Source organism: Kaustia mangrovi (assembly GCF_015482775.1).
Classification (GTDB): Bacteria; Pseudomonadota; Alphaproteobacteria; order Rhizobiales; family Im1; genus Kaustia; species Kaustia mangrovi.
In genome coordinates this window covers 2,171,309-2,196,326 of sequence record NZ_CP058214.1, presented here as the reverse complement: position 1 = coordinate 2,196,326, position 25,018 = coordinate 2,171,309, and the positions used below count along the sequence as shown (strand labels likewise).

At 67.5% G+C, this 25,018-nt stretch carries 17 protein-coding genes; 15 read left to right on the top strand and 2 right to left on the bottom strand.

Annotated elements, in window-relative coordinates:
• Nucleotides 1-91 precede the first annotated feature (91 nt).
• The 3 genes from HW532_RS10190 to HW532_RS10180 all read left to right on the top strand — a co-directional run bounded on the left by HW532_RS10190 (nt 92) and on the right by HW532_RS10180 (nt 7,988).
• Nucleotides 92-673 (top strand): TetR/AcrR family transcriptional regulator, encoded by a 582-nt coding sequence (locus tag HW532_RS10190; protein WP_213164262.1) that lies wholly within the window; start codon nt 92-94, stop codon nt 671-673.
• A 78-nt stretch (nt 674-751) separates the two neighbouring features.
• Nucleotides 752-2,125: a pyridoxal phosphate-dependent decarboxylase family protein gene (locus tag HW532_RS10185; protein ID WP_246479850.1), complete on the top strand. Its 1,374-nt coding sequence runs from the start codon at nt 752-754 to the stop codon at nt 2,123-2,125.
• Between the two features lie 175 nt (nt 2,126-2,300).
• Nucleotides 2,301-7,988, top strand: coding sequence for a choice-of-anchor I family protein (locus HW532_RS10180; RefSeq protein WP_213164260.1), 5,688 nt, complete (start codon nt 2,301-2,303; stop codon nt 7,986-7,988).
• Between the two features lie 76 nt (nt 7,989-8,064).
• On the opposite strand, the gene HW532_RS10175 is transcribed toward HW532_RS10180, so the two are convergent.
• The gene (locus HW532_RS10175; RefSeq protein WP_213164259.1) at nt 8,065-8,868 is read right to left on the bottom strand and encodes a DUF899 domain-containing protein; all 804 of its coding nucleotides are present in this window, start codon (nt 8,866-8,868) and stop codon (nt 8,065-8,067) included.
• Nucleotides 8,869-8,997: 129 nt separating this feature from the next.
• On the opposite strand from HW532_RS10175, the gene HW532_RS10170 reads away from it, so the two are divergent.
• The 11 genes from HW532_RS10170 (at nt 8,998) to HW532_RS10120 (ending at nt 21,760) form a co-directional block, all read left to right on the top strand.
• A complete protein-coding gene (locus tag HW532_RS10170; RefSeq protein ID WP_213164258.1) occupies nt 8,998-10,218 on the top strand; it encodes a helix-turn-helix domain-containing protein in 1,221 nt (406 codons plus the stop codon).
• Between the two features lie 41 nt (nt 10,219-10,259).
• Nucleotides 10,260-10,919: a Vgb family protein gene (locus HW532_RS10165; RefSeq protein ID WP_213164257.1), complete on the top strand. Its 660-nt coding sequence runs from the start codon at nt 10,260-10,262 to the stop codon at nt 10,917-10,919.
• 360 nt (nt 10,920-11,279) lie between these two features.
• Entirely contained in the window at nt 11,280-11,912 is a 633-nt protein-coding gene (queE, locus tag HW532_RS10160; RefSeq protein ID WP_213164256.1) for a 7-carboxy-7-deazaguanine synthase, read from the top strand.
• The gene (gene queD, locus HW532_RS10155; protein ID WP_213164255.1) at nt 11,909-12,265 is read left to right on the top strand and encodes a 6-carboxytetrahydropterin synthase QueD; all 357 of its coding nucleotides are present in this window, start codon (nt 11,909-11,911) and stop codon (nt 12,263-12,265) included. Before queE ends, queD begins: the two co-directional genes overlap by 4 nt.
• Nucleotides 12,255-12,980: a 7-cyano-7-deazaguanine synthase QueC gene (gene queC, locus HW532_RS10150; RefSeq protein ID WP_213164254.1), complete on the top strand. Its 726-nt coding sequence runs from the start codon at nt 12,255-12,257 to the stop codon at nt 12,978-12,980. Before queD ends, queC begins: the two co-directional genes overlap by 11 nt.
• A 62-nt stretch (nt 12,981-13,042) precedes the next feature.
• Nucleotides 13,043-14,314 (top strand): hypothetical protein, encoded by a 1,272-nt coding sequence (locus HW532_RS10145; RefSeq protein ID WP_213164253.1) that lies wholly within the window; start codon nt 13,043-13,045, stop codon nt 14,312-14,314.
• A 282-nt stretch (nt 14,315-14,596) separates the two neighbouring features.
• On the top strand, nt 14,597-15,676 hold the full coding sequence (locus HW532_RS10140; RefSeq protein WP_213164252.1) for a hypothetical protein: 1,080 nt from the start codon (nt 14,597-14,599) through the stop codon (nt 15,674-15,676).
• Between the two features lie 939 nt (nt 15,677-16,615).
• A complete protein-coding gene (locus HW532_RS10135; RefSeq protein WP_213164251.1) occupies nt 16,616-16,996 on the top strand; it encodes a hypothetical protein in 381 nt (126 codons plus the stop codon).
• A gap of 1,794 nt (nt 16,997-18,790) precedes the next feature.
• Nucleotides 18,791-19,489 carry a hypothetical protein gene (locus tag HW532_RS10130; protein WP_213164250.1) on the top strand — a complete coding sequence of 233 codons (699 nt, stop codon included), beginning with the start codon at nt 18,791-18,793 and terminating at the stop codon, nt 19,487-19,489.
• A 272-nt stretch (nt 19,490-19,761) separates the two neighbouring features.
• Nucleotides 19,762-21,180 (top strand): hypothetical protein, encoded by a 1,419-nt coding sequence (locus tag HW532_RS22365; protein ID WP_213164249.1) that lies wholly within the window; start codon nt 19,762-19,764, stop codon nt 21,178-21,180.
• Between the two features lie 52 nt (nt 21,181-21,232).
• Nucleotides 21,233-21,760: a hypothetical protein gene (locus HW532_RS10120; RefSeq protein WP_213164248.1), complete on the top strand. Its 528-nt coding sequence runs from the start codon at nt 21,233-21,235 to the stop codon at nt 21,758-21,760.
• Nucleotides 21,761-21,938: 178 nt separating this feature from the next.
• Here the strand turns inward: HW532_RS10120 and ggt are convergent, their stop codons facing one another.
• Nucleotides 21,939-23,564, bottom strand: a complete 1,626-nt coding sequence (gene ggt, locus HW532_RS10115; protein ID WP_213164247.1) for a gamma-glutamyltransferase — start codon at nt 23,562-23,564, stop codon at nt 21,939-21,941.
• Nucleotides 23,565-23,848: 284 nt separating this feature from the next.
• Between ggt and HW532_RS10110 the strand changes: the two genes are divergently transcribed.
• Nucleotides 23,849-24,964, top strand: a complete 1,116-nt coding sequence (locus HW532_RS10110; RefSeq protein WP_213164246.1) for a C4-dicarboxylate TRAP transporter substrate-binding protein — start codon at nt 23,849-23,851, stop codon at nt 24,962-24,964.
• Nucleotides 24,965-25,018: the final 54 nt, after the last annotated feature.

Here is a 25,018-nt window from a genome sequence, read left to right as displayed (position 1 = left end):
AAGGTGCTGTCGAAGGTGCCACGGATAGGCACGTGATATTATTATACGGAGGGTGCCTCCGTTTTTCAAGGGGCCGGAGGAAAAAGGCGGGATGGGCGACCACACAAAGAAGACGGCACGCAAGCCGCGATCCGATTCGATCCGCAATCGCGAGCGCCTTCTGGAGGCGGCGGCCGCCGTCTTCGGCGCGGGCGGGCCCGATGCCAGCCTGGAGGCCGTGGCGCGGCGGGCCGGTGTCGGCATCGGAACCCTCTATCGCCATTTTCCCACGCGCGAGGCGCTGTTCGAGGCCGTCTACCGGCGCGAGGTCGACCAGGTCAGCGAGCTGGCCGACCGGCTGGCGTGCGAGGCCGCGCCCGTCGAGGCCCTGCGCCGCTGGCTGCATGCCAATGTGCAGCTCGTGGCGACCAAGAAGGGCATGCTGGCGGCGCTGGCGCTCGCCGCGCATGGCCCGTCCGAGCTCTACGCCTATTCGTTCGAGCGCCTGACGACGGCGGCGCGCCTGCTGCTCGACCGCGCCATCGAGGCGGGCGAGATCCGCTCCGACATCACGCCCGAAGAGCTCCTGAGCGCTCTCGTCGGCATGTGTTTCAACATGTACGACAAGCCCGGCTGGCAGGCGACCGTCCTGCGCCTGATCGATATCTTCGTCGACGGCCTCAGAACGCGCTGAGCGTCCAACCGCCTCCCGGTTCGCGCGTTGCAAGGCCCGGCCGATCCCGCTACCAATTGTTGCAGGATGGACAGGGGCATGGATAGCGGCGACACCCGACGTCTTCTGGCCGAGGCGGCGCGTCGCGCGGCGGCCTATCTCGACGCGCTGGACGGCCGGCCCGCGGGCCCGCTGCCGGGGGCCGCGGAGACGCTCGCGGGCGCGCTCGACCGGCCGCTTCCCGAGGAGGGCCGCGATGCGCAAGACATCCTCGCCTTTCTCGACGACTTCGGATCTCCGGCCACGGTGGCCAGCGCCGGCGGACGCTATTTCGGCTTCGTGACCGGCGGGGTCCTGCCGGCGTCGCTGGCCGCGAACTATCTCGCCGGCGCCTGGGACCAGAACAGCTTCAGCCAGGTCAGCTCGCCCGCGATCGCCGCCTTCGAGGCGGCGGCCCTTCGATGGATCAAGGAGGCCCTCGGCATCCCCATGGCGGCAGAGGGCGCGCTGGTGACGGGCGCCACCATGGCGCATTTCACATGCCTCGCCGCCGCTCGCAACAGGGTCCTGAAGCAGGCGGGCTGGGATGTCGACGCCGACGGCCTGTTCGGCGCGCCGGAGGTGACGGTCGTCGTCGGCGAGGAGGCCCATGCGACGCTCTTCAAGGTCCTGTCCATGCTCGGGCTGGGGCGGAAGCGCGTCGTGAGGCTGCCTTGCGACGATCAGGGGCGCATCCTGGCGCGCGACCTGCCGGAGATCGCGCCGCCGGCCATCGTCTGCCTCCAGGCCGGGAACGTGAATTCCGGGGCGTTCGATCCGGCCGAGCCGCTCATCGGCTGGGCGCGCGAGGCCGGCGCCTGGGTCCATGTCGACGGGGCCTTCGGCCTCTGGGCCCTGGCCTCGCCGGACAGGGCGGATCTGGCAAAGGGCGTCGCCGCGGCCGATTCCTGGGCGCTCGATGCCCATAAATGGCTCAACGTCCCCTACGATTCCGGCATCGCGCTGGTCGCGGATGCCGGCGCGCTCTCGGATGCGATGGCGATCAGCGGCGCCTATCTCATGTCCGGCGAGCGCCGCGAGGCGATGAACGTGACGCCGGAGAGCTCGCGGCGCGCCCGCGCCGTCGATATCTGGGCGGCCCTGAGCGCGCTGGGCCGCAAGGGGGTGTCGGAGCTCGTGGAGCGGAACTGCCGCCAGGCGAGCGAGCTGGCCGACGGGCTGCGCCAGGCAGGCGTCGAGATTCTGAACGACGTCGTCCTGAACCAGGTCGTCGCGAGCTTCGGCAGCGACGAGCGCACGCGCGCGGTCGTCGCGCGGATCCAGGACGAGGGCGAATGCTGGTGTGGCGCAACGGTGTGGCACGGCCGGGCCGCGATGCGCATCAGCATAAGCTCGTGGGCGACGACGCACGAGGATATCGGACGCGCCCTCTCCGCCATGCTGAAGGCCGACCGCGAGATCCCCCGGGACTGAACCCGCGCCCGGCCACGAAATCCTTCCCGCCAGTCGCCGGCTCCTGTCGAGAACCCGCACGGAAACGCCCGCGCGTCACGGGCCTGTCAACGGCATTGGTTAACGGACAGGGAGCTCGTCCCTCACGTCACGGCGAAGCCCCTGCTTTGCCCGCCTCAACATGAAGGAGCCGTCCATGTCCATCGTGCTTACCCATACGGGTCGCTACGCCACCGGGATCTTCGACGAGAGCGCCGCGGAGATCGTCGCCCACGATCCCGAGACCCAGCGCGTCTTCGTCGTCAACGGCGCAGACCAGACGCTGGATATGCTGGACATCTCCGGCGGCGGGGATCCGGTGCTCGCGGGCCGCATCTTCGTCGGCGCGGTCAACAGCGTCGCGGTCGCCAACGGCATCGTGGCCGCGGCGGTGGAGAGCGAGACGGACGACGGCGCGGGCCGCGTCGTCTTCTTCGACACCGACGGCAATTTCCTCAATCAGGTGGAGGTCGGCGTCCTGCCGGACGCGCTGACCTTCTCGCCCGACGGCACGAAGCTCGTCGTGGCCAATGAGGGCGAGTTCACCGACGAGGTCGATCCGCTCGGCTCGATCAGCATCGTCGATCTCGCCGGCGGCGTGGAGAACGCGTCCGTGCAGACGGTCGATTTCACGGCCCTCGACGGCCAGGAGGACGCCCTGCGCGCGCAGGGCATCCGCCTGTTCCCCGGCAAGTCCGTGTCGGAGAGCCTGGAGCCCGAATATGCCGCGATCTCGCCCGACGGCACCCAGGCGATGGTGACGCTTCAGGAGAACAACGCGCTCGCCCTCATCGATCTGGAGACGGCCTCCCTCGTCTCCATCGTGCCGCTCGGCCTGAAGGATCATGAGCTCGAGGGCAACGGCCTCGATGCGAGCGACAAGGACGGCGCCATCGACATCTCGACCGCGCCGGTCTTCGGCATGTACATGCCCGACGCCATCGCCTCCTACGAGGCCGGCGGCGAGACCTATTACGTGATCGCGAACGAGGGCGACGCGCGCGGCGAGGACGAGCGCATCGAGGACCTGGACCTCGATCCCGAGGCCTTCCCGAACGCCGACGCCCTGCAGTCTGACGAGGCGATTGGCCGGCTCGAGGCCTCCACCATCGACGGCGACACCGATGGCGACGGCGATATCGACCAGATCCACGTCTATGGCGGACGGTCCTTCTCCATCGTCGATGCGCAGGGCGAGATGGTCTTCGATTCCGGCGACGATTTCGAGCAGATCATCGCCGCGGAGCTGCCCGAGGCGTTCAACGCCAACAATGACGACAACGATTCCGTCGACAAGCGCAGCGACAACAAGGGCCCGGAACCGGAGGGCGTCACCGTCGGCCAGGTCGGCTCCGACACCTACGCCTTCATCGGGCTGGAGCGCGCCGGCGGCGTCATGGTCTACAAGATCACCGACCCGGAGGCGCCGGAGTTCGTCCAGTACATCAATGCGCGCGACTTCACGGTCGATGCGGAAAGCCCAGAGGCCGGCGATCTGGGGCCGGAAGGGCTCGCCTTCGTCTCCGCCGGGGACAGCCCCAACGGCAAGCCGCTGCTGATCACCGGCAACGAGGTGAGCGGCACGACGTCGGTCTTCGAGATCTCGCTCAAGCCGACCATCTCCGAGATCCAGGGCCGGGGCCACAGCTCGTCCTACGAGTCCATGGCGGTGACCACGTCGGGCATCGTCACGGCGCTGGAGAGCAACGGCTTCTATCTGCAGGACCCGCAAGGCGACGGTGACGCGGCGACGTCGGATGGCATCTTCGTGTTCACCGGCTACGGCAACGTGACCGTGGCCGTCGGCGACGCCATCGAGGTGTCCGGCACCGTGACGGAATATATCCCGGGCGGCGCGGAGACCGGCAACCTGTCGACGACCGAGATCACGGATGTCAGCGACATCGCGATCCGGTCGCGCGGCAATGCGCTGCCCGAGGCGACCGTGATCGGCGCCGGCGGACGCACGCCGCCCACCGGGACGATCGACGACGACAACTTCGCCACCTTCGACCCGGAGAACGACGGCATCGACTTCTACGAGTCGCTCGAGGGCATGCGGGTGACGGTGGAGGATGCGGTCGCCGTCGCGCCGACCAACCAGTATGGCGAGATCTTCGCGCTCGCCAATGGCGGTGAGGGAGCGACCGGCCTCAATGACCGCGGCGGGATCGCGCTCACTCCGGAGGATGGCAATCCGGAGCGCGTCCAGATCCAGTTCGACGACGATGTCCTCGCCAATTTCTCCCAGGATGTCGATCTGGGCGACGGGCTCGGCGACGTGACCGGCGTGGTCGATTACAATTTCGGCAATTTCGAGGTGAAGGTCACCGAGGCGTTCTCGGTCGAGAGGAACGCGCCGGAGCGCGAGACCACGACGCTTCAGGGCACCGAGACCGCCATGACGGTCGCGAGCTACAACGTCCTCAATCTCGATCCCGGCGATACCGGCCAGATCGCCATGCTGGCGGAGCAGATCGTCGCCAATCTGGGCACGCCGGACGTCATCGGCCTCCAGGAGATCCAGGACGCCAGCGGCGAGCTCGACGACGGCACGGTCTCCGCCGAGGAGACGCTGCAGGCGCTGGTCGACGCCATCGCCGCGGCGGGCGGACCGGACTACGCCTTCGCCGAGGTCGCACCGGAGGACGGCACGTCGGGCGGCGTGCCCGGCGGCAATATCCGCAATGCCTTCCTCTACAATCCCGGACGGGTCGATCTCGTGGAGGGCTCGCTGAAGGCGCATGACGTGGCGGCGTTCGACGGCGGGCGCGACCCGCTGGAGGCGCAGTTCACCTTCAACGGCGAGACCGTCACGGTCATCAACAACCATTTCAGCTCGAAATCGGGTGGCACGCCGCTCTTCGGCGCGACCCAGCCGCCGGTCGACGGCAGTGCGGACGAACGCCTCGCGCAAGCCGAATACGTCAACGACTATGTGGAAGGCCTCCAGGCGGCCGATCCGGATGCCAAGGTCGTGGTGCTGGGCGATCTCAACGATTTCGAGTTCTCGCCGGCCGTCGCCGCGCTCATGGGCGAGGACGGGGATCGGGTGCTGTTCGACAGCCTGTCCACGCTCGTTGGCGACAATGCCTATACCTACAATTATCAGGGCAATTCGGAGATCCTGGACCATATCCTGGTCAACGAGGCGCTGGCGGACGTCACCGAGCTCGACATCGTCCATCTCAACGCCGACTATTCCATGCAGGCGAGCGATCACGAGCCTCTCGTCGCGCGCGTCGAGATGGCCGACGATCCGGACAATTTCACGTTGCAGATCCTGCACGCCTCCGATCTGGAGGGCGGGGTGGACGCCATCGGCCGGGCGGCCAATTTCGCGGCCATCGTCGATCTGCTGGAGGACGAATACGCCAATTCGATCACGGTGTCGGCGGGCGACAACTACATTCCGAGCCCGTTCTTCTCCGCCGCCGTCGATCCGAGCGTCCAGCCGGTGCTCAACTCGGTCTATAACGATCTCTACGACACCGACGTCTTCACCGGCCTGGAGCCCGGCTCGGGCCGCATCGACGTCTCGATCATGAATGTGATCGGCTTCGACGCCTCCGCCGTCGGCAATCACGAGTTCGACGCCGGAACAGGCACGTTCGCCGATATCGTCGGCGGTTCGGTCGACGGCGACATGGTCGAGTGGCTGGGCGCGCAGTTCCCCTATCTCTCCTCCAATCTGGACTTCTCCGGCGACGGCAATCTCTCCGGCCTCTACACCCCGGAGATCCTCGCCTCGGAGGCATTCAGGGCCGATCCGGCGGATTTCGCGGGCACCGCGGAGATGCCGAAGATCGCGCCGGCGACGATCCTTGAGGAGAATGGCGAGCTGATCGGCGTGGTCGGCGCGACGACCCCGCTTCTGGAGACGCTCTCCTCCGTCGGCGGCGTGGCGGTGTCGGATCCCGGCGCCGGCACCAACGACATGGAGGCGCTGGCCCAGATCCTCCAGCCGACCATCGACGCGCTGCGCGAGCAGGGCATCGACAAGATCATCCTGACGAGCCATCTCCAGCAGATCGCGCTGGAGCAGGAGCTCGCCGGGCATCTGAGCGGCGTCGATGTCATCCTCGCCGGCGGGTCCGACACGCTGCTCGCCGACGGGACCGACACCTTGCGCGAGGGCGACACGGCGGATGGCGGGTACCCGCTCTCCACCACGGATGCCGACGGCAATCCGACGCTCATCGTCTCCACCGACGGGGAGTATTCCTATGTCGGCCGCCTCGTCGTGGAGTTCGACGAGAACGGCAACGTCGTCACCGAGAGCCTCGACGAGGCGGTCAACGGCGCCTATGCCACGACCGACGAGGTGGTCTCCGAGCTGTGGGGCAACGAGGACCCGTTCGCCGAGGGCACGAAGGGCGAGCTGGTCGGCCGGCTCGTCGACGCGGTCGACGAGATCGTGACGGAGCGGGATTCGACCATCTTCGGCTCCTCCTCCGTCTTCCTCGACGGGCGCCGCGAGGAGGTGCGCACCGAGGAGACCAATTTCGGCAACCTGACGGCGGACGCCAATCTCGCCGCGGCCCGCGAGGTCGATCCCGACGTCATGGTCTCGATCAAGAACGGCGGCGGCATCCGCGCGCCGATCGGCCAGATCGACGGCGAGACGGGCGAGCTCCTGCCGACGGCGGCGAACCCGGACGTCGGCAAGGAAGCGGGCGACATCTCGCAGCTCGATATCGAGAACTCGCTGCGCTTCAACAACGCGCTCACCGTGCTCACCATCACCGCGGACGGCCTGCTCGCCGTCATGGAGCATGCCTTTGCGGGTGTGGCGCCGGGCTCGACCCCCGGCTCCTTCCCGCAGCTCGGCGGCATGGAGGTGAGCTTCGACCCCTCCGCACCGGAGGGCGAGCGGGTGCAGTCGCTGGCGATCGTCGACGAGAACGGCGATCCCGTCGAGGTGATCGTGGAGGACGGCGAGGTGGTCGGCGATGCGTCCCGGCCGATCAAGCTCGTCACCCTCGGCTTCCTGGCCGATGGCGGTGACGGCTATCCGTTCGGGGACTACCTCATCGAGCGGACCGATCTCACGCCGGACAACATGGCGCAAGGCGATGCGAATTTCGCCGATGCCGGTACCGAGCAGGATGCGCTGGCCGAATATCTCCTCGACAACCACGCCGGGGAGGCCTTCGCGCAGGCCGAGACCGATCCGGCCGACGACGAGCGGATCCAGAACCTGTCGGTGCGCGACGATACGGTGCTCGACGGTGCCGATGACGGCGAGCCCGATTCCGACCAGACGATCTCCGGCTCCTTCGGGGACGACGAGCTCGCCGGCGGCACGGGCAACGACACCATCGACGGTGGCTTCGGCGACGACACGATCGACGGCGGTGCCGGCGACGACGCGCTGGCCGGAGGCTTCGGCGACGACGCGATGAACGGCGGCGGGGACGACGACAGCCTGAGCGGCGGCTTCGGCAACGATGCGCTCGCCGGTGGCGAGGGCGACGATGCGCTGACCGGCGGCTTTGGAGACGACGAACTTGTCGGCGGCGCCGGCAGCGACAGCCTGAGCGGCGGCTTCGGCAACGACACGCTCGTCGGCGGCGAGGGCGACGATATGCTCTCCGGCGGCTTCGGGGACGACGTCTTCGTGTTCGACGAGGGCTTCGGCCACGACGTCGTCACCGATTTCACGCCCGGATCGGACGTCATCGCCTTCGACAGCGCGGTCTTTGCCGACTTCGAGGCCGCAATCGCCGCGGCCACCGAGATCGATGCCGGCACGGTGATCGAGCTCGATGGCGAGACCGGCCTCCTGCTCGCCAATGTGACGCTCTCCTCGCTCCACGAGGACGATTTCCGCTTCGTCGCCTGACCGGCGTCGGAGCGTCCATACGCACTGCCGCCGCGATCGCCGATCGCGGCGGCTTTTTCATGCCTGCCCCCGGTATTTAGCCCCGGAACGTGTCGAACAGGCCGTCGACCGAACCGTCGGCCGAACTCGCCGGGGCCTCCTCGTAGCGGTCGTGGTGGCGCACCCATTCCATCTTGTGCTCCACATCCCTCTCGTTGCGGCCGCAGGGCATGAGGTCGAGCATCCTGTAGGTGCCCATCATCGCCTCCACGCCGCGGCCATAGGTCGAATAGGTATGGAAGACCTCGCCGGCATCGTTCCTGTAGAAGGCGCTGATGCCGGGCCATTCCTCGTGCGCGTGGGGCCACGTGCCGTAATTGTAGTGGAGCGCGCCCTTGGCCACCTCCTCCGGCGTGAAGCTGACGCCGAAGTCGTAATTGAAATCGCTGCCATGGGACGACACCCACCTGAAGCGCCAGCCCATGCGGTCGCGAAAGCGCTCGATATCGGCCAGGGGCGTGCGCGAGACGGCGACGAGGGAGACGTCGCGATGCTCCAGATGCACGCTCATGCCGTCAATATGGTCGGCCATGAAGGAACAGCTCGGACAGCCCTGTTCCCACCCCGGGGCGAACATGAAATGCTGCACCAGAAGCTGGCGGCGCCCGTCGAAGAGATCGCCGAGCGTGCGCCGGCCGCCGGGCGTGTCGAAGGCGTAGGCCTTCTCCACACGCACCCACGGCAGGGCGCGGCGGTCGCGGGCGATCCGGTCGCCGAGCCGTGTCAGCTCCTTTTCGCGCGCGAGCAGTCTCTTGCGCTCGACGAGCCAGTCGTCCCGGGACACGATGCGGCGGTGTCCAGCGCCGGCTCCGGCGGCGGTCCGTGTTTCGGTCTTCGTCATTGGTCCGGCTCCTTCCTTCGGTTTTTTCGTGCCGTTTCCGATACAGTCGATGATCGTGGGGAGAAAGGTAGCGCCGGCCATCGCGATGGCGGGAGTGACAAGTGTGACGCGATTGAGGTCCCGATCCGGATGGACTCGATAATCACCGCCGCGGCCCGTGCGCTCGCCGCCGGGGACCACCTCGGCGCGCTGAAGCGGGTCGCCCTGCGCGACGATCCGCCGGCGCTCGCGCTTCGCGGCATCGCGATGGCGCGGCTCGGCGATCTCGACCGGGCGAGGGCGCTCCTCAAGAGCGCGGCACGCGCATTCGGGCCGAAGGAGGCTGTGGCGCGCGCGCGATGCGTGGTCGCGGAGGCCGAGATCGCATTCGTCTCGCGCGATCTCGGCTGGGCGGCGAAGGCGCTCGGCTCGGCGCGCGAGACGCTCGAAACCCATGGCGACCGCGTCAACGCCACCCATGCCCGGCATCTGGAGGTCCGGCGCCTGCTCCTGACCGGGCGGGTCGCGGAGGCCGAGCGGATGTTCTCCGGGATCGACGGCACGGCGCTGCCGCCCTTGTCGAGGGCCGCTCACGAGCTCATCGCCGCGGGGCTCGCGATCCGCCGGCTGAGGACGCAGCCGGCCCGCGAGGCGCTCGCCCGGGCCGGGCGCATCGCGCGCGAGGCGGATATTCCCGTGCTCTCAGCGGAGGTCGACCGCGCCCGCCTCGTCCTCGACACGCCAGCGGCACGCCTGATCGCGGAGGGCGGGGAGCGGCGCCTCCTGCTGGAGGAGGTCGAGGCGTTGTTCGCGTCGGGGGCGCTCGTCGTGGATGCCTGCCGTTACGCGGTGCGCGGGGGAACCGTCTGCGTCCCGCTCGCGACGCGCCCCGTGCTGTTCGCCCTTGCCCGCGTGCTGGCCGAGGCGTGGCCGGCGGATGCCTCGAGGGAGGAGCTTCTTGCGCGGACCTTCCGGGCAAGACACGCCGACGACTCGCACCGCGCGCGGCTGCGCGTCGAGATCGGACGGCTTCGCGCGGCGCTTCGGGGACTGGCCGGCGTGGAGGCGACGAGGCGCGGCTTCGCGCTCACGCCGCGCGCGGCGGACGGCGTCGTCGTTCTGGCGCCGCCCATGGAGGAGGAGCATGGGGGCGTGCTCGCCCTCCTTGCCGACGGCGAGGCCTGGTCGAGCTCGGCCCTGGCGCTTGCCCTGGGCATGAGCCAGCGGACCGTGCAGCGCGCCCTGGAGGATCTGGCAGCGGCGGGCAAGGTGCAGGCTTACGGGCGCGGGCGGGCACGGCGGTGGACGACCCCGCCCCTGCCGGGTTTCACGACGACCTTGTTACTCCCGGGCCCGCTGCCGAGCGACTAGGCTGGTGTCATTCACGATTTCCAACCGAAGGGACAATGACCATGAAACGCTCACCAGCCGAGATCCTCCGCGAATACGGGCCATTTCCCAATGCCGACAAGGTGCACGGGGTCACCTATGACGGCCGGCATGTCTGGTTCGCGGCCGGCGAGACGCTGATCGCCGTCGACCCCGAGAGCGGGAACCCGGTGCGCACCATCGAGGCCGCCGCGGATGCGGGAACGGCCTTCGACGGCCGGTATCTGTTCCAGATCGCGGAGGACCGTATCCACAAGATCGACCCGGAGACCGGCCGCGTGCTGTCCACGATCCCGGCGCCGGGAGGCGGCGGGGACTCCGGGCTCGCATGGGCCGAGGGGAGCCTGTGGGTCGGGCAGTACCGGGAGCGGAAGATCAATCAGGTCGATCCGGAGACGGGCGAGATCCTGCGCACCATCGAGTCCGAACGTGTCGTCACCGGGGTCACCTGGACCGACGGCGAGCTCTGGCACGGGACCTGGGACGGCGAGGAGAGCGATATCAGGCGGATCGACCCCGAAACCGGCGAGGTTCTCGTACAGCTCGACATGCCGGCGGGAACGGGCGTGTCGGGGCTCGAGGCCGATGGCAACGGCCGGTTCCTCTGCGGCGGCGGGGGCAGCGGAACGATAAGGGCCGTGCGCCGGCCAACGCGCGGCGGCGCGGCCGGACAGAAGGCATAGAGCGCTTTCAGGAAAAGTGGAGACCGCTTTTCCGGTACGAAAGCGCGGCACTACGGGGAACTGGAGGGCATTGAGTGAGCATGAGTTCACGAAATGCCCTCCAGGGACGCGTTCCGGATGGCGGTTCCGGTGGGGCCTCGCAGGCTCCGGCTCCACCGGCCGCCCCAGTTTCGGCTTGCTGGACGATTTCCTCGCGCAGTAGAGAAGGCATCCCGGGATGCCCGGCGCGGTGACGCGCCGGTGGCGTCCCGTTGCCCGCGAGACTGGAAACACGATGCCGGATCACGCAATGGAGGCCTGTTCACCGCCCGACGGCCCGCGGAAGGAAGCGGGCCGTCCTCCCGCGAGGGGAGCGCGGCGATGAGCTATGCCGTCAAGGAGCTGTTCAAGACCCTGCAGGGCGAGGGCGCGCAGGCCGGCCGGGCCGCGGTTTTCTGCCGCTTTGCCGGCTGCAATCTGTGGTCCGGCCGGGAGGCGGACCGCGACACGGCGATATGCCGCTTCTGCGATACCGAGTTCGTCGGCACCGACGGTGACGGCGGCGGACGGTTCGCGGATCAGGGCACGCTGGCCGATGCCATCGCGCGATGCTGGGGGACGGGCGAGACCGCCCGCTATGTGGTTTTCACCGGCGGGGAACCGCTGCTCCAGCTCGACGAAGCCCTCCTGGCCGCGGTCCGCGCGAAGGGCTTCACGGTCGCCATCGAGACCAACGGCACGCTCGCGCCGCCGCCGGGGGTGGACTGGATCTGCGTCAGCCCCAAGGCCGGCGCGGCCCTGGTCGCCCGCCGGGGCGACGAGCTCAAGCTCGTCTTTCCCCAGCCCGGCCTGATGCCGGACGCGCTTCCCGCGCTCGATTTCCGCCATTACTGGCTCCAGCCGATGGACGGACCCGATCTCGCCGCGAACACCGCGGCCGCCGTCGCCTATTGCCTCGATCACCCGCAATGGCGGCTCAGCCTTCAGACCCACAAGATTATAGGGATCCCATGAAGATCGTGCAGGCCTTCACCTTCGAGGCCGCCCACCGCCTGCCCCATGTGCCGGAGAACCATCGCTGCCACCGGATGCACGGCCATTCCTACCGGGTGGACCTGCATCTGGAAGGCCCTGTCGACCCGGCGACGGGCTTCGTCGTCGACTTCTTCGACGTGGAGGCGGCGTTCGGGCCGCTGCTCGCGCGGCTGGACCACCACTGCCTCAACGAGATCGACGGTCTGGAGAACCCGACCGCGGAACATATCGCGATCTGGATCCACGACCGCGTGAAGCCGCTGCTGCCGGCGCTGTCGCGCGTGGTGGTCCACGAAACCCCGATGTCGAGGGCGGAATACGATGGCACATGACGCGGGCGCCCTGGTTCTCTTCTCCGGCGGGCAGGACTCCGCCACCTGCCTCGCCTGGGCCCTCGAACGCTTCGCAACCGTGGAGACGGTGGGGTTCGACTATGGCCAGCGCCACCGGATCGAGCTCGACTGCCGCGACCGCATCCGCGATGGGCTCAAGGCCCTGAAGCCGGCCTGGGCGGAGCGGCTCGGCGAGGACCGCACGATCGGCCTCGATGCGCTCGGACAGGTCTCCGACACCGCGCTCACCCGCGCGGTGGAGATCGAGACGCAGGCGTCCGGCCTGCCCAACACCTTCGTGCCGGGGCGCAACCTGATCTTCCTGACCTTCGCCGCCGCGCTCGCCTACCGGCGCGGGCTGAAGCACATTGTGGGCGGCATGTGCGAGACGGACTATTCGGGCTATCCCGATTGCCGCGACGACACGATCAAGGCGCTTCAGGTGGCGGTCAATCTCGGTATGGACCGCCGTTTCGTGCTGGAGACGCCGCTGATGTGGATCGACAAGGCGGCCACCTGGCGGCTTGCGGAAGAGCTCGGCGGGCGCGGCCTTGTCGACCTGATCGTGGAGGACAGCCACACCTGCTATCTGGGCGAGCGCGGGCGGCGCCACGACTGGGGCTTCGGCTGCGGCACCTGCCCCGCCTGCATGCTGCGCGCCGAGGGCTACCGGCGCTTTCAGGCCGGCGACGCGGACGGTATTGGGGAAATATAGTTCCCGATAGTGTCGGGGGCGGGCTCCCATTGGCGGTGGACACATCCTGAAGGAGTTAATCGATGTCAACCATAGATGGACGCTATCTGAGTCATCGCCAGGCATTCTCGGGCGCAGAGGACCGAAGGCATTCCGATCTATCCAACGAGGATCGGGCGTTCGAAGAGAAGCTGGCACAGCTCCAGCAGCAAGACACCGGACAGCAGCAGGTGCGAGACAAGCGCCAGCTCGGTGCGTTATTTGAGGGTATCGGAGAACTGATAGAAGCAGGCACGGAAACGGGTGCCGCCGTCACCGAAGCGGCGGAAGCCGGTGCCGTTGCCGAGGGCGCGGTGGAAGCCGGTGCCGAGGGCGCGGCGGAGGCCGGTGCCGTTGCCGAGGAGGCGGGGGAGGCCGGTGCTATTGGCGGAGGCGGGACTACCTCCGCGTCTCCGACACCGATATCGCAGAGGCCCGAAATTATTACCCTCGATGGGCGGGTCATTCCCCCCAATGTCGGAGATCAATTGAGATACTCGACATCGAGCGCTGAGGATGTGACGGAAAGCGCTTCGACCGCAGGTGCCGGCGCGGCGGCAGCGGACGCCGACGTTGCAACCGCAGGCGTAGACGCGGCGCCGCAGACCACGGTCAGCGGTCGTCTCAAGCTTGGCGAGGGGGTGACGGCGGAGCGCTTGTCCGCCCCGGTTCTGGAGAAGGGGCCGGCCGGCTCGCTCGTCTCCCAGAGCAAGCCCGTTCCGCTTGTCCTCTCGTCGAGCCGGAGAACCATTCTCCTGTCGGATAAGGGGGCCGGCGCCAAACCGATCGTGTTCCGGGGAACCGAGAGCAAGATCTATGACACCCTGGAAGAAAACGCAGGCAGGGTCATCGAGCACGAGCCGCGAAAGCCGGGAGAGGAACTCGCCGAGGCGAGCGAGGGCTCCCGCTCCATATATGCCGGGTTCGTGCCGGATAGCGGTGCGGCGGGGACCCTAACGACGCCGGTTCAGGATGCCGCCGTCAAGGTCTTCCGGAATGCCGCCGGCCTGTCGGTCAGGACCGGCGGCATTCCGAGTGCGGAGATTACTGCGGAGTCCCTCGATACATCCGGCCATGTCTCGCAGCTCTTGTCGAACCTCTTCGGAAAGGCCGGGAAGGGCGGGGCATCTCTGGTGTCCAAGCTGAAGAGGATGGGGGCCCTGGCGCAAGCGGCAAAGGGCCTTGCGGACGCCAGCCAGAAGACAATGCTGAAGATCTCGCAATATCCCGAGGACGGGCTGACCCTGGTCGGGACAGACTCGACGACGTTTGGCGATATCGCCGAGACATTGCGCGCGCTGCCGAACCGGGGATAGCCATCCGTCGGCAGCGGGCCCGCACAGGGACGGCGCGCGAGACGGGCCGCCTGAATGCCTCGGGACCGATTGACCTGCAACCGGGTGTGTCTGTCCGGTTGCAGGTCGATCCGTTTGAGCCATGCCGGCCTGTTGGGATCCGCGAAAAAGAAGGACAGCCATTCGACAGGGCGACCGGCGCTTTCAGGCCGGTGACGCGGACGGTATTGGAAAAATATAGTTCCCGATAGTGCCGGGGGCTGGCTCCCATTGGCGGTGGACACATCCTGAAAGGGTCAATCGATGGTCGCCATAGAGAGAAGCTCTCCGAGCAATAGCCAGGCATTCTCGGGCACAGAGGACCGGGCGCATTCCGATCCATCCAACGAGGATCGGGCGTTCGAAGCGAAGCTGGCACAGCTCCAGCAGCAAGACACCGGACAGCAGCTGGTGCGAGACAAACGCCAGGGACCCATCATAATGGTCGGGTCCGATGGGAGGAACGCCATCGGCGAAGTTGGAGATACCGCATTTTCGCTATCGCACGCTGAGGATGTGTCGGAAAGCGCTTCGGCCGCAGGGGCTGGCGCGGCGGCAGCGGCCGATGCTACTAACGGGGGCGGGAATATCTCCGCGTCTCCGACACCGATATCGCAGAGGCCCGGATATATCTCCCCCGATGGGCGGGTCAATCCTCCCAATATCGGAGATCCATTGGGATCCTCGACATCGAATGCTGAGGATGTGTCGGAAAGCGTTTCGACCGCAGGTGCCGACGCCGCGACGCAGACCACGGTCAGCGGTCCTCTCAAGCTTGGCGAGGGGGTGACGGCGCAGCGCTTGTCCGCCCCGGTCCTGGAGGAGGGGCCGGCCGGCTCGCCCGTCCCCCAGAGCGAGCCCGTTCCGCTTGCCGCCTCGAACGGGGGAGCCTATCTCCTGTCGGAGAGTGGGGACGACGCCAAACCGATCGCGTTCCGGGGAACCGAGAGCGAGATCTATGACACGCTGGACGAAAACGCCGGCAGGGTCATCGAGCGCGAGCCGCGAAAGCCGGGAGAGGACTTCGCCGAGGCGAGCGAGGACACCCGCTCCATATATGCTGGGTTCGTGGCGGACCGCGGTGCGGCGGGGTCCCCCGATACACCCGGCCATGTCTCGCAGCTCTTGTCGAACATTTTCGGAATGGGCGGTGCGTCTCTGGCGTCCAATGTGCAGGGGCTGGAGTCCCTGGCGCAAGCGGCAAAGGGCCTTGTGGACGCCAGCCAGAAGACAATGCTGAAGATCTCGCAATATCCCGAGGAAGGGCTGACCCTGGTCGGGACAGACTCGACGACGTTTGGCGATATCGCCGAGACATTGCGCGCGCTGCCGAACCGGGGATAGCCATCCGTCGGCAGCGGGCCCGCACAGGGACGGCGCGCGAGACGGGCCGCCTGAATGCCTCGGGACCGATTGACCTGCAACCGGGTGTGTCTGTCCGGTTGCAGGTCGATCCGTTTGAGCCATGCCGGCCTGTTGCGATCCGCGAAAAAGAAGGACAGCCATTCGACAGGGCGACCGGCGCTTTCAGGCCGGCGCGGGGGGCGGCATTGGGAAAACATAATTCCGGATAGTGGCCGGGCCGGGCTTCCATTGGGCGATGCACAAATCCTGAAAGGGTCAATCGATGGTAGTCATAGATAGAAGCTCTCCGAGCAATAGCCAGGCATTCTCGGGCACAGCGGAACGGGGACGTTCCGATCCATCCAGAGAGGGTCGGGCGTTCGACGCGAAGCTGGCGCAGCTCCAGCAGCAAGACACCGGACAGCTGGTGCGGGACAAACGCCAGTCCCCCTTCACAAAGACCACCCCCGATGGGCGGGTCAATGTCACTACATCATCCGCAGATTCCGGATTCTCGACATCGAGCGCTGAGGATGTGCCGGAAAGCGCTTCGGCCACAGGCGCAGATACGGCGGCGGCGGACACCGATGTTGCGACCGCAGGCGTAAACGCGGCGCCGCGGACCAGAGTCAGCGGTCCTCTCGATCTTGGCGAGGGGGTGACGGTGCAGCGCTTGTCCGCCCCGGTCCTGGAGAAGGGGCCGGCCGGCTCGCTCGTCACCCGGAGCGAGCCCGTTCTGCTTAGAGACTCGAGCCGGGGAACCTTTCTCCTGTCGGATAAGGGGGCCGGCGCCAAACCGATCGCGTTCCGGGGAACCGAGAGCAAGATCTATGACACACTGGACAAAAACGCCAGCAAGGTCATTGCGTACGAACCGCGAAAGCCGGGAGAGGACTTCCCCGAGGCGAGCGAGGCCCCCGCTCCATATATGCCGGGTTCGTGGCGGACCGCGGTGCGGCGAGGCCCCCGACGATGTCGGGTCGGGATATCGCCGTCAAGGTCTGCCGGCAGGTCGTCGGCCTGTCGATCAGGACCGGCGGCTTTCCGAGCGCGGAAATTGCCTTCGATACGCCCGGCCATGCCTCGCAGTCCTTGTCGAGCCTTTTCGCAAAGGCCGGGAAAAGCGGGTCGTCTCTGGTGTCCAAGCTGAAGCAGATAAGGTCTCTGACACCGGCGGCAAAGGACGTTGCGAGCGCCAGCCAGAAGACAATGCTGAAGATCTCGCAATATCCCGAGGACGGGCTGACCCTGGTCGGGACAGACTCGGCGACGTTTGGCGATATCGCCGAGACATTGCGCGCGCTGCCGAACCGGGGATAGCCATCCGTCGGCAGCGGGCCCGCACAGGAACGGCGCGCGAGACGGGCCACCTGAATGCCTCGGGGCCGATCGACCTGCAACCGGGTGTGTCTGCCCGGCTGCAGGTCGATCGGTTTGGGCCATGCCGGCCTGTTGGGATCCGCGAAAAAGAAGGACAGCCATTCGACAGGGCGACCGGCGCTTTCAGGCCGGCGCGGGGGGCGGCATTGGAAAAACATAGTTCCCGATAGTCGCGGGGCTGACTGCCATTGGCGGTGGACAAATCCTGAAAGGGTCAATCGATGTCAACCGTAGATGGACGCTATCTGAGTCATCGCCAGGCATTCGCAGGCACAAGCGAACAGGGGCACTCCGATCCATCCGGGGAGGATCGGGCGTTCGAAGCGAAGCTGGCGCAGCTCCAGCAGCAAGACACCGGACAGCGGGCGCGGGACAAACGCCAGCCGCCCGTCACAGTGCTCTCCCCCGATGGGAGGGGCACCATCGGCGAAGTTGGAGATACCCCATTTTCGCTATCGAGCGCCGGTGCTGCCGGTGAGGCGTCGGATGCCTCGTCCCGGCTTCCGATCTTCGAGTCCGGCCCCAATGGGCTGGTCTCGATCATCACAGCCGACGAGCAATCGGGACCTTCGACGTCGAGCGCCGGCGCTGACGGTGAAGAGCGCGATGACGACGATACCCCGGTCTGGTGCTGGGACTCGGTGCCGGTACCGCCGCCGGCGCCGGTGCTTCCGGTGAGGCGTCGGGGGTCGGCGCTTCGGCCTCTGGCGCTGGCGCCGGTGCTTCCGGTGAGGCGTCGGGGGCCGGTGCTGCGGCCTCTGGTGCTGGCGCCGGAGCTGCCGGTGAGACGTCGGGGGCCAGTGCTTCGGCCTCTGGTGCTGGCGCCGGTGCTTCCGGTGAGACGTCGGGGGCCAGCGCTTCGGCCTCTGGCGCTGGCGCCGGTGCTTCCGGTGAGACGTCGGGCGCGGGTGCTTCGGCCTCTGGCGCTGGCGCCGGTGCTGCCGGTGAGACGTCGGGCGCGGGCGCTGCGGCCTCTGGCGCCGGTGCTTCGGCCTCTGGCGCTGGCGCCGGAGCTGCCGGTGAGGCGTCGGGGGCCGGTGCTTCGGCCTCTGGCGCTGGCGCCGGAGCTGCCGGTGAGGCGTCGGGGGCCGGTGCTTCGGCCTCTGGTGCTGGCGCCGGAGCTGCGGGTGAGGCATCGGGGGCCGGTGCTTCGGCCTCTGGTGCTGGCGCCGGAGCTGCCGGTGAGACGTCGGGCGCGGGTGCTTCGGCCTCTGGCGCTGGCGCCGGAGCTGCCGGTGAGGCGTCGGGGGCCAGCGCCGTCGCTGCCGATGTCGGTGAGGCCTTGGGCGCGGGTGCTGTGGCATCGGGCGTCGCAGCTTCTAGCGCCGAAGGCTGGAGAGAGATCTTTGTTACGGTGCTGGGAGGCTTCACGGCAGGCGTCGGCGGAGTGCTGACCGCTGCCGCTCAATCGCGCAGCGAGACGCCTGCGGGGGCGACGAGCACGACTTCTACAACGGCAGGTGAGACGCCTGCGGGGTCGACGGGCACGACTTCTACAACGGCAGGTGAGACGCCTGCGGGGTCGACGAGCACGACTTCTACCCAAACCGAACTCAGCGGGCTGACCAATAGCGGAGGAGCGAACCGCCCCGCAATGGTGGCCGGAAATGGCGGCACGTCTGCCGGAAATGGCGGCACGTCTAGCGTCGCGACGCAAACCGTACAGGCGCCTCCGCGCCCCTCGATCATGCCCGTGGGGGGGTCACGGCGGAACGCCTGACCGACCCGGTATATGTGGACGGGGGCTGGTTTTCGGTCGTCCCCCAGCGCGACCCGACAGCGCTTGTGCCGTCTTCCTGGGGCCCCTACCTGCTTTCCGACAGGGGTGCCGGGGTCAGGCCGATCGTCTTCAGGGGATCGCAGAGCGCCATCTATGAGACACTGGCTGCCAATGCCGGCGAGACAATAGAGAGCGTCCCGGACAGCCGCCCGGAGAAGCCGGAAGACTGGTGGACGAAGCCGGAAGACTGGTCGGAGGATGCCACGAGCGAGCGCCCCCCGATTCACGAGTATGGGGACCGTCCCATATTCGCAGGCTTCGTGAAGGATCCAGGCGCCAAACCCGGACTGCATCTGATTAACGACTCCGGCACTCGCGCCCTAAAGCAAATCGCCAATCTGGGAATGAGGTTCAACTATGCCGGGCCGGCTCCCGGTAGCGCTGTCGGCGCCGCCTTAAAGGGCCTAAAGGCCTCCTCCACCGTGCAGAAGAAGGTGACGGGTCTGATCGGGTTGATAAAAGCGAGGAACACCAGCAAGTATGCGAAGGCGCCGGCGGACATGGCCAGGTTCATACAAGCTCATCAGGACAGCCAGAAGACGATGCTGAAGATCACCAATCACCCTGAGAAGGGGTTGACCAAGGTCGGCAACGGATCGGTCAAGCTGGGCGTGATTGCCTACATATTGAAGCGAGGGCAAAGGCCGGGCTAAGCCGTGCGCCCCGGAGCAGGCTTGCATCCGGACGGGCCGCTCCGGCATGCCGGACCCATCGACCAGCGGTCGGACGTGCCTGTCCGGTTACAGGTCGATCCGTTTGAGCCATGCCGGCCTGTTGCGATCCGCGAAAAAGTAAGGACAGCTATCCAACAGGGCAACCGGCGCTTTCAGGCCGGCGCGGGGGCGGCATTGGAAAAACATAGTTCCCGATAGCAGTCGGGTCTGGCGTCCCTTTGGGAATAATCAAATCCTGAAGGGGTCAATCGATGTCAACCATAGATGGTGGCTATCTGAGTAATCGCCAGGCATTCGCCGGCACAGAGGAGCAGGGGCAGTCCGATCCATCCGGGGAGGATCGGGCGTTCGACGCGAAGCTGGCACAACTCCAGCAGAATGATGCCGGGCAGCCTGCGCGGGTCAAGCGTCAGTTCGGCCAGACGGTCGCGTTTCGCGGGGAATTCGTAACCCCTGAAGAAGAGCTGGGCCTTGTTTCGCCAGCGCAGGCGACGATGGCGGAAGCGGCTGCCAGGGGGGAGTCGGACGATTTTGTCGTTCCCGTGGGGGACGAAGGGTTCGTCGATTTCTTTGAGTCGAGGGGAGATTTCTATATCGGCGAAGGGGTCGTGGACGACGATACCACCGCCGATGACGTGGTCAATGCCGTCAACGCCGCCTTCGAAGCGCGGCAAGACGGGGCTACCGCCGTCCCGGCGCCGGGCGCCGGCGCTTCCGCCGGTGAAGGGCGCGATGACGACGATACCGCCGGTCTGGTGCTGGGCCTCGGTGCCGGTACCGCCGTCCTGGCGCCGGGCGCCGGCGCGGCCGTTTTGATGCCGGGCGCCGGCGCTGCCGGTGCCGGTGAGGCGTCGGGCGCCGGTGTTGCGGCATCGGGCGCCGGCGCTGGCGGTGCCGGTGAGGCGTCGGGCGCCGGTGCTGCGGCATCGGGCGCCGGCGCTGCTGGCGCCGGTGAGGCGTCGGGCGCCGGCGCTGCGGCATCGGCCGCCGGCGCTGGCGGTGCCGGTAAGTGGTTAGGGGCCGGTATCGCGGCGCTGGGAATCGGCGCGGCAGGCACCGGCGAAGTGCTGCGCGCTATCGCTGAAACGGCCGGCGAGGCGTCTGACGACGCTTTCGAGACGGCCAGCGAAGGCAGCGCCGAAGATGCTTTCGAGACGGCCAGCGAAGGCAGTGCCGAAGACGTTTTCGAAACGGCCAGCGAAGGCAGCACGGCCGATGGCCGGGTCACGCTCGCGGGAAGCGTCAGGGAGCCATATATTTCCAGCGTAACTGGCCAGCCTGTCGTCCTGGCGCCATACGATGGCGAACTCATCGCGACTGCGGGGTCGACGAGCACGACGTCCACGCAAACCGCATTCAGTGGGCTGACCAATACCGGGGGAGCGACCCGCCCCGCAATGGTGGCCGGAAATCCCGGCACGTCTGGCGAGACCAGCGTCGCGACGCAAACCGTAAGGGTGCCTGAGCGCCTCACGATCATTCCCACCGAGGCGGGGGTCACGGTGGAGCGCCTGACCGACCCGCTATATCTGGCCGGGGACTGGTTTTCGCTCATCCCCCAGCGCGACCCGACAGCGCTTGCGCCGTCTCCCTGGGGACCTACCTGTTTTCCGACAGGGGGGCGGGGTCAGGCCGATCGTCTTCAGGGGATCGCAGAGCGGCATCTATGACACACTGACTGCTAATGCCAACGAGATCATAGAGAACATCTCGCAAAACTGGTTGAAGAACCCGGAACAACGGCCGGAGAAGCCGGAAGACTGGTGGACGAAGCCGGAAGACTGGTCGGAGGAGGTCGCGACCGAGCGCCCCTCACATCCCGACGACTTTGGGGACAACCCCATATTCGCAGGCTTCGTGAAGGATCCAGGCGTCAAACCCGGAGTGCATCAGGCTAACGACTACGGCACTCGCGCCCTGAAGCAAATCGCTAACCTGGGACTCAGGTTCAGCTATGCCGGGCCGGCTCCCGGTAGCGCTGCCGGCGCCGTCGTAAAGGGCCTAAAGGCCTCCTCTACCGTGTCGAAGAAGCTGGGGGATCTGATCAGGTTGACGAAAGCGGGTAGTAGCGCTGGCATGCGGGATGTGTTTCTCGTGCCGAATGCGGTGTTTGATGTGTTTAAGGACAGCCAGAAGACGATGCTGAAGATCACCAATCACCCTGAGAAGGGGTTGACCCAGGTCGGCAACGGATCGGTCAGGCTGGGCGATATTGCCGAGATATTGAAGCGCGAGCAAAGGCCGGGCTAAGCCGGGCGCCCCGGAGCAGGCTTGCATCCGGCCGGGCGCCGGACGGTCCGCTCCGGCATGCCGGACCCATCGACCTGCAGTCGGACGTGCCTGCCCGGTTGCAGGTCGGTCGCGCATCTCCCGACATCGCGAGCGACAAGGTGCTCCGGCCCGGCCGATGGAGGGGGGTGCCTTCCGCTCATGCCGGGCGCGGGCGGCGTGTCGGGTCGGGCCAGAAGCTGACGCCCTCGCGGGCCAGTCCGCCGCCCATGCCCATGGGCGTGCCGTCGGCGCGCCAGCAGGCCGCCCCCTCCAGCATGCCGTCCTCGAAGGCGATGGCGCACATGCCGCCGCCGACATGGGCGACATCGACGATCTGGTGGCCGAGCCCGGCGAGCCGGCTGCGCGTCTCCTCCGGTATGCCGCGCTCGATCTCTACGGCCTGGCCCTGGGTGAAGACGCGCGGCGCTTCGACGGCCTGCTGCAGCGTCATGCCGTGATCGACGATGTTCATGATCGCCTGGAAGACGCATGAGGGGATGCGGTGGGCCCCGGGAAGGCCGAGCGCGAAGGCCGGCTTGCCGTCCTGCAGCGCGATGAAGGCGGAGATGCCGCTCGTGATACGCTTGCCCGGCTCCAGCGAGAGCGCATGGCCCGGATGCGGGTCGAACAGATACATGTAGTTGTTGGGAATGATGCCCGTTCCGGGAATGACGACCCGGGCGCCGAACAGGCTGTTGATCGTCTGTGTGGAGGTGACGATGTTGCCCTCGCCGTCGGCCACGGTCACATGGGTCGTGTTGTCGGATTCGTTCGCCAGCACCTGGGGCTCGAAGGCGGTGGCCGCCGCCGGATCGATCTCCGCGCGGCGCCGGTCGCCATAGGTCTTCGACAGGAGCCGCTCCACCGGCACGGCGACGAAATCGGGGTCGGCGGTCGCCGCGCGCCGGTCCGAGGCGGCGATCTTGATGGCCTCGATCGCCAGATGGAGCGTTTCGGGCGTCGCGAAGCCCGAGGCCCGGATGTCGTAGGCCTCCATGAGATTGAGCATCTGAATGACATGCACGCCGCCGGAGCAGGGCGGCGGCGGGCCGATGAGGTCGTAGCCGCGATAGGAGCCGCGCACCGGCTGGCGGTGCTTCGTGCGATAGGCCTCCAGATCCGCCATCGTCATGGGCGAGCCCGCGCCGCCCAGATGATCCGCGATCTGCCGGCCGAGCGCGCCCGCATAGAGGACGGAGGGACCCTCCTCCGCGATCCGGCGCAGGGTGCGCCCATAGTCGGCCTGCACCAGCCGCTCGCCCGCCGAGAGCGGCTTTCCGCCGGGAAGGAAGAGGGCGGCGATGTCCGGGTTCCGCGCCAGATCCTGCGCATGCTCGGCGATGCAGTTGGCCAGATAGGGCGTCACCGCGAACCCCTGCTCGGCATGGCGGATGGCCGGCTGGAGGATCTGGCGGAGCGGCAGCCGGCCATATTCCTCGACCAGCTCGCACCAGGCCAGGAGATTGCCCGGAACGGCGATGGACCGGATGCCGACGCGGTTCTCGCGGCCGACGGTTTCCATGTAGTCCGGCCAGTCGTCGGAGACCGGCGTGAACATGTCCGGCCGCGCTGCGGCCGGCGCCGTGCACAGCCCGTCGATCACCGTCTCGCGGCCGTCGGCACTGCGGATGACGGCGGCGCCGCCGCCGAAGATGCCCACCATCATCGGCTCCACGACGGTCAGCGCGAACAGGGCGGCCGCCGTCGCGTCCGCCGCCGTTCCGTCCGCCGCCAGCATCTCCATCGCGGCGGCCGACGCCAGCGGGTGGTTCGTCACGGCCATGCCCCTGCTGCCCCGCGCGGGGCCTTCTCGCAGGCGACGGCAAGGGAACGGGCGGTCTTCACTGAAGCGTCTTGCATCGACTCCATCCGGCAATTTGGTTCATTAAATGAACCGTTGGTTTCTTTTGTAAATCAAGCGTCCGAGGATGCCCTTTGTCAACCGGAACAGACGCTGTCGCCGGACCGTTGACACGGCGCCGTTCAATGCGCAATCTATAATTAGAACCAATGGTTCATCTAATGAACCTAACACTGTCCGAAGGGGCAGCCCAGAGGAGACCGCCGATGTTCCGCAAGACAGTTCTCGCCGCCGCGGCGGCTGCCGCATTCGCCGCGGGCGCCGTGCCGGGCGCGGCCCGCGCCGAGACCAGCCTGACCTATGGCAGCTCGCTTCCCGCCCCCCATGTGATCCACGAGAAGGCCCTGGCTCCCTTCTTCGAACGGGTCGCGGAGGATACCGGCGGCGCACTGCGCTGGGAGCTCATCCCCGGCGGCACGATGGGCAGCGTGAAGGAAGCGGTCCAGATCATCGAGGACAGCATCGTCGACTCCGGCCTCGTGCTCGACATCTATACCCGCCAGGAACTTCCGGTCACCTCGATGTTCGGGGACATGATCGCCCTGACGGACGACTTCATCGTCTTCGCCGCGGCGGCCAACGAGATGCAGCTCGTCGCCTGCGAGGCCTGCCGGACGGAACGCGCGGACAAGGACCTCGTCTCGCTCGCCTACTACGCGCCCGACCCCTATCTGCTCATGTGCGCCGACGACACGCGCGGCTACGACGACCTCCAGAACAAGAAGACGCGCGCCAGCGGGCGCATGGGGGTGCTCGTGGAGACCTTCGGCGCCACCACGGTCACGATCCCGAGCTCGGAGGTCTACGAGGCCCTGCAGCGCGGTCAGGCAAACTGCTCCGTCGCCTCCGCGGCATGGCTGGAGTCCTATAATCTGAGCGACGTCGTCACCAATATCATCGACCTGCCGATGGGGAGCTATTTCAATGCCGGGCTCCTCTACATGAACAAGGCGACCTTCGACGGGCTGCCGGAGGATCAGAGGGCGGCGATCCGCGGCAATCTCGCGAAGCTCGTCGCCGACGCGCTGTTCGCCTATCGCACCCAGAGCGGGGAGGCGCTCGCTGAGGCGGAGCGCAAGGGCGTCGCGCTCGTCGAGCCCGACCCGAAGCTCACGGAGGCGCTCGCCGAGTTCCGCGACGGCGAGATCGCCAACACCGTCGCCACCGCCGAGGAGGCCGGCCTGGACGGGGCCGCCGAGCGCGTCGAGACCTTCATGGCGCTCGTCGACAAATGGCGCAGGATCGTTGCGGAAACGGGCGACGACGAGGCGGCGTTCGCGGACGCGCTCGACCGCGAGATCTTCTCCAGGGCCGAGTTCTGAGCGCCGGCATCCGCCCGGCCGGGCGCGGGACCTGCGACACAGGGTGCGGGGGAC